The sequence below is a fragment of the Pseudoalteromonas sp. '520P1 No. 423' genome (assembly GCF_001269985.1).
In the GTDB taxonomy this organism is placed as follows: domain Bacteria; phylum Pseudomonadota; class Gammaproteobacteria; order Enterobacterales; family Alteromonadaceae; genus Pseudoalteromonas.
Window position 1 is genome coordinate 652,711 of the sequence record NZ_BBZB01000001.1, and the last position, 11,652, is coordinate 664,362.

Below are 11,652 nucleotides of genomic sequence, written 5' to 3' on the forward strand. Positions count from 1 at the left end.
CCATGAATTGAAATAAAAAAACACGTTATAGTGAAAAAGCAAAAGAACGTAATAACGAGTTTAGGGTAATAAATAATTAGGGCGTTAAAGTGGGTCTCATATTGTTAAGCCTTAAAGCAAAAATAAAGCAATATATGAAAACGCTAAAATGAAAAATTACCGACCAATTGCGATGGGAATATTGCTATTAACACCACAACTGGTTAGTAATGCAGGAACGCGTGATAACTATACTAATAGCTTGTAAATTCATCTTGTTGAATAGATTAAAATATCGTAATTGTTAATTAAAAATAACTTAAAGAGGTTTAATCTCACTGTGATTATTTGTGCTGGTTTTTTTGTTGAATATAGAAAAGGCCACATATGTGGCCTCTCTATTTTGATGACTGACTTTGGTTGGACTAGTGATTTACCGCAAATAAATCATAAGCTTTAAGTTCAGGTAAAAATTCTTGAAGTTGATCTTCTTGTTTCGCTAGTTTTTCCATTGAGCCACAAAGTGCTTCTGCTTTTTCTTCTAAGTTTTTAGCTTGAAGCTCTACTTTTTCTTCAATTTGTTTGCCCATGTTTTGCATTCGGTTTTCAAATTCATCCATATCTCCGCCTGAACCAATAAGCTCTGACCCCAATGCAACTAATAAGCCGCCAATTGAATCCATTACTGCAGCTTGCATGGCTTCTTCCATTTTATTTTCGAATGATTCACCAAATGTATCGTCAATTGAATCAAATCCGTTTTGACTCATTACAAAAGTACCGTCTTGGTAAAACTGGTCATGAATTTCAACTGATAATTCATCCATTAATTCAGACATTGAATCCATGCTATTTAATCCAAATGCATTACCAACTTCGTCAATTGCAATGCCCGCAATTTTTACACCTTCAAGTGCTATATTGGCAACTTGTGGTAATTGCTCACGTAAGTTATCGGCATAGTTCTCTACAGTTTGTTGCTCTTGAGCATTTAAGCTAATAACTTCATCGTTTATATATAAAGTACCATCTTGTTCGATTCGCATTACTCGATCATTTTGAGTTTGTATTTCAAGAGTATTTGGTTGAATGCGAACAGTATGTTGGAACGCCATATTACAGCTGTCAGATGAAATATTAATGCTATTTGAATTGTTATGAGCAAGTGCTGAACCAGATAAAAGAGCTGAACCTAAAACAAGCGCTGTACCAAATGTTTTAGACTGTACTGATAATGTTTTTTTTGCGAATGTTGTCATGTTATAGCTTCCTGTATCAAAATAGTTATTATCTTTCCTGTTGATGTATAAGCTATTTCAATATCGGTGCCATGTTTTTATTTTAAGTTAAAACAATGGGTTATCTGTATTTTGTTTTTGTGGAAAGTATGGTTGTTAGTATTTAGACTAAAAAATGGTTAAATAAACAATTTAATAGCCAATTTATATTTGAGCGTAAAAAACTAAGCTTTTTCGGCGATCTGTTTGTTGCCTATAGTCTAACCAGCGGCCTCTATTTACTTTTACTTTTCTGAGATCTTTATTTTAATTGCTTAATAAGCTGCTCTAATAAAATTTTAAGCTGTTTCGCTTTTACAGTATCGTAATCGGTTTGATTGATTAATTGTTGCGGTATACAGGCTAGTTCTTGTTTTAACTGCCATCCTTTAGGTGTGAGCTTGATATCCACTTGCCTTTCATCAGATTTATTTTTTATTCGCTCTAACAATTGAGCTTGTTGCATACGTTTTAATAATGGCGTTAATGTATTGCTATTAAGTAATGCTTTTTCGCCTATTTGTTTCACACTAAGGCCATCATCTTGCCATAAAATCATTAAGACTATGTATTGTGTATAGGTAAGCTTGTATTGCTCTAAAAGCGGTTGGTATAAACGTGTTACCAACCTAGACGCAGCATAAAGCGGAAAACATAACTGGTTTTCTAATATTTGATGATCGTTTGCTGATGACATATTTATTTCGCTAAAGCTTGCTGAATATGCTCTTCTATTGCGGCAGGTTTAGTTGTGGGAGCAAAGCGTTTAATAGGTGTGCCATCACTGCCAATTAAAAACTTGGTAAAGTTCCATTTTATATTGTTGCCAAATATACCTGGTAAGGCTGATTTTAGGTATTGATAAATAGGGTGGCTGTTCGCGCCGTTTACATCTATTTTTTCAAACATTTGAAAATCTACGCCATAGTTGATGAGGCATCCTTCAGATATCTGATTTGCATCACCTGGCTCTTGTTGGCGAAATTGGTTGCATGGAAAACCTAAAATAACTAAACCTTGATCTTTATATTTATCATATAATTTTTGCAAACCTTCATATTGTGGTGTTAAACCACATTTACTTGCAGTATTAACAATTAAAACCACCTTACCTTGATAGTCTTTCATATTGATATTTTGTTGCTGCAAACTAGTCGCTTGTAGTTGATAAAAATCAGACATAACTTTGTTCCTAAGTAGATATTCAATAAATTATATCGTGTACGATTTAATTGTCAATTTTTGAACACTTTTAGCTTAGTGTTTTAACAGTTAAAAATGCTTTGCTGTCTCATTTTTACGCATATTACTTCACTTTATGGCACAATAATGCATAAGCAAAGTATCGATTTTTATTGAGTTGGAGTTTAAAGTGCAAAAAATTAAGGTGTGGGATGGTTTCATCCGCTTTTTTCATTGGTCATTGGTTTTACTGATAGGTGTGCTTTACTTTTCAGGTGAAGAAGGTTGGATGGACTTGCATTTTGTAGCGGGTTATAGCGTATTATCTTTAATCGTAGCGCGTTTACTTTGGGGTTTTATTGGCAGTGATACTGCAAAATTAAAAGCTTTATTACACTCTCCTAAAGCAGTCATTAACTCTATTAAGTCAAATTCATATACAAGAGGTCACAATTCTGCGGGTAGTTATATGGTGTTGGCATTTTTCTGTTTACTTCTAGTTCAAGGTATTTCAGGCTTAATGACAACAGATGACATATTAACTGATGGGCCGTTAGTGCAATATGTCGCATCGGGCTGGGTTGAGATTGCCAGTAGTGTGCATAAGTTAAATTTTGATATTCTTTTAATTGCGATTGCTATGCATGTTTTTGCTATTGCAGTTTATCGTATTCGAGGCAAAAATTTAGTTAAACCTATGATCACAGGTTTTAGTTATGGATCAGAGCTTGAAAGCGGTGACATGAAGACAGGTTGGTGGGGGATGTTGATCTTTGTGGTAATTCTGAGTCTTGTATTTTATGTTTGGGGTTTAGAGCCGTTACAAATGCTTTTCTCATAAAAAGTTTTAATTTGATAGGGCTTTAAGCCCTATCAAATGTTTTAAATAGGCAAATTAGTCTTTAAAAGATTTATGGCAATCTTTACAACCTTTAGCCCAATTACCAAATGCTTTTTTTATCTTACCTTTATCTCCAGTCGCGGCGACAGTTGCTAATTCATCTGCATACATCTGAAAAGCAGTTGCTTTTTTCATGAATTTTTCATTATCAGACCAAATCTCTGGTAAAGCACTTGTTTTAGCTTTGCCCATTTCAGTGCCTGCAATAAAAGCTTCCCATGGCATTTTTGATAATGCAGCAGCATTGTTTGCACGCATAGCAAAACGCTTAGCATCAAAAGGTACTTTGCCTTTTAGCATCGCGCCCATATCACCAATTTGAGTGCCTATCATTGAAAAGGCTGATTGGCGGTATTCAACGGCATCTGATGGTTTCTCAAAAGCAGTATTAGCAGTGGCGGATACTGAAAGTAAGCTAGCTGTTAAGCCGATGATTAAAAGTGACGGTTTTAAATTCATGGTATTTCCAATTTATTGTTTGGTTTTTATCCTTTTTACCTGAGTAATATTAAATGGGCAAATAAAAACGCTCAATGCCAGAAATATAGGAATGTTTTTTAACCTCATTATCGTTTTTGTATAAAAATTGAAAACAAATGTAAATAGCCTGTTGAAGCTGTTTATTATATTCGGTACTTTCTTGCATTGAATAAAATAAAAATAATGGGAAATTTATGAAAAAGAATAATCTGAAGCTTTCAGTATTATCGACAGCTATTTTGCTATCTCTAGCAGGCTGTGGTGGCAGTGACTCTAAGCCTAAACAAGTTGAAATAGTTGATGTTGTCACGGCTAGCGCATTTTAATCCCTGATTCCAAAAGGGTTGAACGATATTTATCATCCAGCCCTGCCATTTTCTTTTTGGCCGCCACACTGGCTTTTTTCATTTTATCTTGCTTGAATAATGCCATTGCTATCTTTCTCATAACGTTGAATACCAGTGGACCTTGGGCTTTACGTATTCTAGACTCATCTTCTCTAAACGTCATATCGAGTACCCAGTGCATACTCTCAACCTGCCAATGGCTTCGTACCGAATCTTGAGCCTGCTTGGCATTTAAGCCTAACGAGCTTATATACCAGCGTGTTTCTCTCGTCTCTTTCCCTGTGCTCTTTTCAATTACTTCAGATGTTACTTTGATGATACTTTTTAAACCTTTCCACTGATATTTTTTATCTAACCAGGTTTTATTAATCAGTAATTGCTGGCAAGTTCTTGTTTCTATTCTCCCATGTCCTGAGCTGACATCACTGTGCTTGGAAAATATCTCATCAGATAAACCTTCTCGCTCCATTTTATGCCACCATGCTTCAAGCTCAGCCTGCATACCCGAATGATTACCCTTAAGTGCCAAAATATAATCCGCTTTTTGTTTGATAATTTGTTGGGCTATTTCTCTTTGGCAGCCCATGGCATCAAGGGTAATAATACTATTTTCAATATCTAACATGGTGAACAGCTCTGGGATTGCTGTAATTTCATTGGTCTTATTACCTACAGCAACTTGCCCTAAAACTAATTGATGCTGACAGCTCCATGCGCTGACGGTGTGGAGCGCATTTTTTCTATCTTTGGTGGAAAAAGAACGTCGAGCCGTTTTACCGTCAATGGCAATTACATCGCAACCAGTATTTTTGACAAGTGAAGATATCCAAGACTGAAATGCTTTCTCAATTTCATCACCTTTTAATCGACACATTACGCGAGCGATTGTGTCGTGGCGCGGAATACCCGCCTCAAAAGAACCATATTGACGTAGCCAATCAAGCTTTATATGCCCAAAGTTCTCAATGTCTTCCCAGCCTTCAGAGCCAGACATAACGGCACTTATCGCGAGTAATAGGATATCCATCAGGTTATGCTTTTTACAACGTTCTATACGTGGATCAGAAACCGAATCAAAGTGTGTCAAGAAAGTCGCGCTCATGTTAATTACCTCAATGTATTATATTGAGATCTGATCGCGACTAAAGTAAAAGGTTCAATTTATAATGATCTTGCCGTGTCGATGTTGTACCTATAGCAGTGAATGTTGTAGTTGATTCAGCAAAACAATGGGTACTATCTTCAGGTACTTTAAAAGCAGTAGACTCGAACGGTGATGCATTAAATGTGAGTTTTACTGAAAATGGTGAAACTATCATAGCTGAAAATGGTGTATATACTTTCAGTCATGGTGTTCTAGAGTTATCAGGCCTTGATTACTCTTATGTATCTTTATCTGGTGAAGCAGTTGAAATTGATTATGTTGTATCTGCACTTGAAATTCGTCATGAAGATTTAGAGCCTAATGTACTTCCTAACCGCTCATTAAATATTAAAGAGGGTGCTACAGATAAAACCGATCCCTCACCAACTTCAATTACTGGCGATCACGGTACATCTGTTGCTGGTTTAATTGCAGCAAAAGGCTGGAATGGATTAGGCGGACGTGGTGTTGCACCTGATACTAGCTTAATTGATATGAATTATTTAGGTGGTGGCAATGTGCCTCAAACTGAATACTTAATTCATGGTTTTCCTGGAAGTGGTATAGCTAAAAGCGATAATGTAGGTGTGTTTAACCGTAGTTATGGTTTAGGTTGGCCAACACACTTTAGTTATTCAGAGCTAGATGAAGCAATAGAATCTTACCCTAATCTAAACTTACGTGATGGGAAGGGTGCTGTTACTATGAAATCAAGCGGTAATTCGTTTGGTGATGATGGTAATGAAGGTTCTTTATATGAAGATAATGGAGCGAACGAACTAGGTTTAACCTGTTATAACGCTTCGTTTGAATCAAGCCAAATTCACCCTTACTATTTAAGTGTTGCAGCGGTTAATTCTGATGGTCGACATACAAGTTACTCTACAGCGGGTGCTAATGTATTTGTATCAGCACCTTCAGGTGAATTTGGTCGTTATGCACCAGCTATGGTAACAACAGATCAAATGACGTGTTTAAGTGGTTATTCTGGTTTTACTGGCCGTACCATTGCGGCGTGGACTGAGTTTTATGGCGAAGAATTTGTAAAATCACAGTTCCCATTTAATTTCCCAGGACATGAAGAAAATGCAAGCTGTAATTACACTTCAACTTTCAATGGTACATCTTCTGCTGCGCCAAATGCTTCAGGTGTTGTTGCGTTAATTTTATCTGCAAACTCAGAGTTAACTTGGCGTGATGTGCGTCATATTTTAGCATCTACAAGTTCACAAAATGATGCTGATAATGCAGAAGGTTTGGTTTATAAAGTTGAAGTAACAGAAGAATTAGCTTTAGAAGCGATGCAATTTAAATTTGATATCAGTAATGTTGATATGAATTATGGGTTGATTGATGGGACTCAAACGACAGCTGGTATGGATTTAGCTATCGAAGTAACTTCACCATCTGGTACTAAAAGTGTCATTTTATCTTCTAAGCAAGCCATTACTTATCCTGCATACTCTTTTGAGAATGGCGAACAACCAGGCTATATTTTAAAAGATGGTGTTTTACTTTCCAATGCTTTTTATGGTGAATCAAGTAAAGGTGAATGGACAATTCGCATACTAGATACAAGCGCAAATACATTTGCAACATCAGATGGTGGTCAAAGTGATGGGGCTTTGTAGGTTATACTAATAATGCATCTGCAAGTATTTTAGAAGGCGTTGCAGTTAGAGCATATGGCCACGCATCTCAAGAAGTAGGAGAATAGATATGAAATTTAATAAAATAGCTGTATTAACTGCAAGTGCCTTATTATCAATATCAGTTTTTGCACAAGCTAACTCTGATAGAGAATTACTAAAGCCAGAAACTAAAGTAACTAAACACGTCGTTCAAAAAGCTGACTTTGGTTCTTACAAAGTTGAAAGAAATTTAGTTTATATTCCTAAGTCTGTTGCAAGCGTTGATAGTATCGTTTCAACAAAAGGTAATATGGCAATTGTAAAATTTGATACTCAAATTAAACGTGTTGCTAACGGCACTTTAGTACGAAATACTTTAACAAATGAAGTATCAGCTTTATCAGGTAATATTTCTGTGTTGCTTAAAAAAGGTATCTCAGCAAATCAAGTAATTGAAGAAACTGGCTTATCTTTAGTTTCAGCTTATGCTGGAACTCAAATTGCGGTACTAAAAGTAACAGGAAACCAAGATTTAATTGAAGCAAGTAAATCCTTAAGGCTTCTGGTTTGGTTAAAGTTACTAGGATTGAAGTCTTAGAAATGAGACATAAAGCACATTAATTGCTTTATTAACAGATATAAAGGCGCATATAAATGCGCCTTTTTTATGGCTACAAATTACTTTTAGTAAAAAACAATTTAATATTTACCCGCAATGAAAATAAATGAAATGTTCGTTTACATTCATTAACAAGGGACGTCTTTGGCTATCCTTTTGTTTAACAGTCTGTTAGGTGGTTGTTAAACTCATTTTTGATGTTTTTTTTTATTTTTGTTACTAATATGTTGCCTTTGTGTGGTTAGTCATTTTATAGTGAGAGCAGAACACTAATTATTTTTATAAAATCAAAAGCACAGAATATTTATTCTAGGGGAAAATATGTCTACAAATTTAATTAAAAAGTCAGCTGTAGCTTTAGCTGTAACCGGTGCATTAGTTGCAGCCAGCTCAGTAAGTGCTGCAACAGCAGAACAATATAATTTAAATAATAAAAAATTAATCAAACCTGAAGCTTCTGTAGCAATGAAGCAAAATGCATCAATCGCTTCTAGTTGGTTGGTTAAGCTAAAAACAGCGTCTATCTCTCAAACTAGCATGGCAAATGCCGCAAATATTGAAGCTGCACAAAATTCAGTAGAGAGCACTATCAGCTCTATGGATTTAAATGTAACAGTTTTAGCTAAAACGTCGAAATTAGTTAACTCTATTGTTGTTAAAGGCGATCAAAAAGAAGTTGAAAAACTATTATCTCACGCTGAAGTAGAAAATGTTTACCCAGTATATGATTATGACTTAGATATCGCTGATGGCGCAGATTACATTAAAGCAACACCATTATTAGAAAGCGGTGTTGCAAATGGAGAGGGTGTTCGAGTAGCTGTTTTAGATACTGGTATTGACTATACTCATGCTGCTTTTGGTGGTGCAGGTACTTTAGAAGCTTACGCCGCAGCAGCAACTGATCCAGCAGATACCGTTTCTTGGCCACAAGGTCAAGTTAAAGGTGGTTGGGATTTTGTAAATAACGATCCAGATCCAATTGATGCAGGTACAAGTCACGGGACTCATGTATCTCACTCAGTAACAGGTATTGCTCCAAATGTTGAGCTATTCGTTTATTCTGTATGTAATAGTGGTTGTCCTGGTCTAGCACAGTTACTAGCACTAGAATCTGCGATGGATCCAAATGGCGATGGCAACATTGAAGACCGTGTAGATGTTATCAATATGTCTTTAGGTGGAGACTATGGTGACAGAGCAACAGATGCTGTAGGTTTATTGATAAATGAAGCTGTGAGATTAGGCACAAACTTAGTTATTTCTGCTGGTAATGATGGTGCATATCCATTTATTGTTGGTGGCCCAAGTACATCAGAAAACGCACTTTCAGTAGGTGCAATGACGCATCCAGTATTAAAATCAGCAGTTGTTTCAGGTGATTTTTTAGGTGCTGAAGCAAGTGTTAATGCTTCAGGTTTTAACCCAGAAAAAGAGTTTTCATTTGATAATACATCGGCTCCTTTAGTATATCCTGAAGAGAATCAAATGGCATGTGACCCTTTTGCAGAAGGTACTGATTTTACCGGTAAAGCTGTAATTGTTGATCGTGGTGCGTGTAACTTCACGCAAAAAGTAATAAATGCACAAGAAAAAGGTGCTTTGTTTGTTTTAATCGCTAATCATACTGCTGGTGCAGGCGCTACCGCTCCAGGTGGTTCAGATCCTGCTGTAGCAATTCCTTCAGTTGGTATCAGCTATGAGCTTGGTATGTCATTGAAAGAAGCATTAGCTGGTGACGATCAAGTTGTTTACTCTGTAGCTTCTGAGTTGTTTGACCAAGAAGGTGCAATCGCATCATTTACATCTCGTGGTCCTTCAATGAATGGCTTATTGAAACCTGAAATTACAGCTCCAGGTGTTTCAATTATGACTGCAGAGCCAGGTACTGGTGATGGTTTAGCTGGCGCGACAGGTACTTCTTTTTCTGGTCCTATGACAGCTGGTGCGATGAGTTTATTAAGAGAGGCGCTTCCTGAGCGTAATGCTTTTGAACTTAAAGCAACAATCATGAATACTGCTAGCTTAAATGTGACTATGGAGCCAAGAGCAACTAACCCTGATACTACAATGGCACCTATTAGTTATATTGGTGCTGGGTTAGTTGATGTTGAAAAAGCATCTAATTTACCAGTAGCTGCATGGGCTAAAGATACTAAACAAGCAGCATTATCATTTGGTTTAGTAAACCTTGCTGAAACTGCTGAGCTAACAAAAACAGTACAAGTTAAAAACTTCTCAAATGAAGCTAAAACATACTCGCTAAGTTTAGAACATCGTTTTGCTGATGATGTTGAGCGTGGTGCTATTGCGATGAGTTACCCTGAGTCTATTACAGTTCCAGCAGGTCAAGTATTCTCATTTGATGTTGTTGCAACAATTGATCCAGCTAAATTACCAGAATGGACTCTTAATTCAGGTAATGTAGGAACGCCAGAAGCAACTAATGACTTAACTACTTTAGAATTAGATGGTGCTTTAAACTTTTCTGAAGGCGGTGAGCAGGCATTCCATTTAGTTTATCATGTATTGCCTAAAGCGGCTGCATCAGTTGAAATTACACCAACTTTAACAGATGAGGGAACAGTTCATGTTTTAACTAATACTGGCTCTGTTGATTTTGAACCTATTTTTGCAGAAGTAACTGCTGTAGATGAAGCTGAAGGTGCGATGTTAGATCTCGTTTCAGCTTCTATTGAAACAGTTGCTGTTTCTCCAGAAGCGTGTGCATCTGGTTATGCAACATTTACTACACTTGTCATGGATAAAGGTTTCACTCATACATATATCGGCGGCTTTATGGCTGATTTCGATTTAGACCAAGATGGTGCGTATGATGTGACAGTGCAAAATGGTAAGTTAGAGTGGTTCTATGATGTTCCGCCAACACCGATTACATTCACTCATGGTTATGGCTCAACTAGTGGTGCATTAAATAATGCATACCACACTGTAGGTAATAACTTCCTTACATTGCAAAATTGTTTAGGTGATTTTGGTTTAGAAGCTAAAGATTTAGATCAAGCAACTGCAACAGTACGTTTTCGTACTGAGGAAGAAACTTGGACACCAATTCCAAGCGCATCATTAGATGATGTAACTACTGAATATACATTCTCTCAAGCAAAAGTTGTTGCAGAACTTGTAAGTGCAAGTGGTGAAGGAACTATGTCTGTAAGTGCAAATGATGCAGAATCTATGTCTGTAGTTGACGTATTAAAACCTGGTGAATCAGCTCAGATTAATACTGCTGGTACTGACTTTATTGTCTTATCAACTTCTGGCTCAAAAGCATTAAATGCCACTCCAGGTTCTGATCAAAATGTCGCTCCAGTAGTTACAGCTGCTGAGTTTTCTGTAGATGAAAATACAGCAAGTGAAACGGTAATTGGCCAGCTTGAAGTCACTTACCCAGCTGAATTTTCTAACCCAGTTGCAGAATATATCGTTCTAAATTCAACTTCTTCAGCTGTTAATGTAACTGCATCAGGTTCCGTGGTTGTTGCTAACTCTGAGCAATTAGATTTTGAAGCGGGTTTAACTATGATTGAACTTGAAGTTGTTGCTGTTAATACTTCAGGTGAAGTGTCTGAATCAGAAATGATTAAAGTTATGGTTAATAATGTTGCAGATTCTGCTCCTGAATTAACTGTTACTATGGTTACTGATACAGTTGCAGAAAATAATGAACGCACTCTAGTTGCTGATTTAACTGCAATGGTTCATGAAGCTGGTGCAACTCTATCTGGTTTTGAAGTGATGGAAGGCGATGCATTTGAAATTGAAGATGCGCAGTTATTCCTAAAAGCAGGTCAAGACTTTGAAGCAGGTGCTGAGCTTATGGCTAAAGTCGTTGCTAAAGACTCTGCTGAATTAATGTCTACTGCTTTTGAAGTGAAAGTAACATTAACGGATATTGATGAAACTCCAGTTGTTGTGCCTGAACCTAAGAAAAAATCTTCAGGTTCTTTGGCTTGGTTAATGCTTCTTGCGACTCCTTTTGCATTCTTACGCAGAAGAAAATCTCAAAAGTAATTTGATTTTATAAAATCATATTTTAAAGGGCGCTTTATGCGCCCTTTTTGTATTTAC

General features: G+C 36.6%; 10 protein-coding genes. 5 read left to right on the forward strand and 5 right to left on the reverse strand.

The annotated features are described in order from the left end of the window. Positions 1-404: 404 nt before the first annotated feature. The 3 genes from PSA_RS03030 to PSA_RS03040 all read right to left on the reverse strand — a co-directional run bounded on the left by PSA_RS03030 (position 405) and on the right by PSA_RS03040 (position 2,438). Positions 405-1,238 (reverse strand): YggN family protein, encoded by an 834-nt coding sequence (locus PSA_RS03030; protein ID WP_042150433.1) that lies wholly within the window; start codon positions 1,236-1,238, stop codon positions 405-407. Positions 1,239-1,518: 280 nt separating this feature from the next. Continuing rightward, positions 1,519-1,953, reverse strand: a complete 435-nt coding sequence (locus PSA_RS03035; RefSeq protein ID WP_042150430.1) for a MarR family winged helix-turn-helix transcriptional regulator — start codon at positions 1,951-1,953, stop codon at positions 1,519-1,521. Positions 1,954-1,955: 2 nt separating this feature from the next. Next, on the reverse strand, positions 1,956-2,438 hold the full coding sequence (locus PSA_RS03040; protein WP_042150427.1) for a glutathione peroxidase: 483 nt from the start codon (positions 2,436-2,438) through the stop codon (positions 1,956-1,958). Positions 2,439-2,628: 190 nt separating this feature from the next. Here PSA_RS03040 and PSA_RS03045 point away from each other — a divergent pair, with 190 nt between their 5' ends. Then, entirely contained in the window at positions 2,629-3,279 is a 651-nt protein-coding gene (locus PSA_RS03045) for a cytochrome b/b6 domain-containing protein (protein WP_042150421.1), read from the forward strand. 54 nt (positions 3,280-3,333) lie between these two features. Here PSA_RS03045 and PSA_RS03050 read toward each other — a convergent pair whose 3' ends face one another. Then, entirely contained in the window at positions 3,334-3,798 is a 465-nt protein-coding gene (locus tag PSA_RS03050; protein WP_042150418.1) for a cytochrome c, read from the reverse strand. Positions 3,799-4,013: 215 nt separating this feature from the next. Between PSA_RS03050 and PSA_RS26755 the strand changes: the two genes are divergently transcribed. Then, complete coding sequence (locus tag PSA_RS26755; RefSeq protein ID WP_269432761.1) at positions 4,014-4,145, forward strand: hypothetical protein; 132 nt, start codon at positions 4,014-4,016, stop codon at positions 4,143-4,145. On the opposite strand, the gene PSA_RS03060 is transcribed toward PSA_RS26755, so the two are convergent. Further along, positions 4,132-5,268 (reverse strand): ISAs1 family transposase, encoded by a 1,137-nt coding sequence (locus PSA_RS03060; protein WP_042150412.1) that lies wholly within the window; start codon positions 5,266-5,268, stop codon positions 4,132-4,134. The genes PSA_RS26755 and PSA_RS03060 overlap by 14 nt on opposite strands. 98 nt (positions 5,269-5,366) lie before the next feature. On the opposite strand from PSA_RS03060, the gene PSA_RS03065 reads away from it, so the two are divergent. The 3 genes from PSA_RS03065 to PSA_RS03075 all read left to right on the forward strand — a co-directional run bounded on the left by PSA_RS03065 (position 5,367) and on the right by PSA_RS03075 (position 11,595). Continuing rightward, positions 5,367-6,941, forward strand: a complete 1,575-nt coding sequence (locus PSA_RS03065) for a S8 family serine peptidase (protein WP_052380184.1) — start codon at positions 5,367-5,369, stop codon at positions 6,939-6,941. A gap of 88 nt (positions 6,942-7,029) precedes the next feature. Then, on the forward strand, positions 7,030-7,539 hold the full coding sequence (locus tag PSA_RS03070) for a hypothetical protein (RefSeq protein ID WP_052380183.1): 510 nt from the start codon (positions 7,030-7,032) through the stop codon (positions 7,537-7,539). 342 nt (positions 7,540-7,881) lie between these two features. Next, complete coding sequence (locus tag PSA_RS03075) at positions 7,882-11,595, forward strand: S8 family serine peptidase (RefSeq protein ID WP_042150408.1); 3,714 nt, start codon at positions 7,882-7,884, stop codon at positions 11,593-11,595. The last annotated feature ends 57 nt before the right edge of the window (positions 11,596-11,652 follow it).

Coding starts and splice junctions, on each gene's coding strand:
- PSA_RS03030 (WP_042150433.1), bottom strand. CDS start 1,238: ATGACAACATTCGCAAAAAAAACATTATCAGTACAGTCTAAAACATTT.
- PSA_RS03035 (WP_042150430.1), bottom strand. CDS start 1,953: ATGTCATCAGCAAACGATCATCAAATATTAGAAAACCAGTTATGTTTT.
- PSA_RS03040 (WP_042150427.1), bottom strand. CDS start 2,438: ATGTCTGATTTTTATCAACTACAAGCGACTAGTTTGCAGCAACAAAAT.
- PSA_RS03050 (WP_042150418.1), bottom strand. CDS start 3,798: ATGAATTTAAAACCGTCACTTTTAATCATCGGCTTAACAGCTAGCTTA.
- PSA_RS26755 (WP_269432761.1), top strand. CDS start 4,014: ATGAAAAAGAATAATCTGAAGCTTTCAGTATTATCGACAGCTATTTTG.
- PSA_RS03060 (WP_042150412.1), bottom strand. CDS start 5,268: ATGAGCGCGACTTTCTTGACACACTTTGATTCGGTTTCTGATCCACGT.
- PSA_RS03070 (WP_052380183.1), top strand. CDS start 7,030: ATGAAATTTAATAAAATAGCTGTATTAACTGCAAGTGCCTTATTATCA.
- PSA_RS03075 (WP_042150408.1), top strand. CDS start 7,882: ATGTCTACAAATTTAATTAAAAAGTCAGCTGTAGCTTTAGCTGTAACC.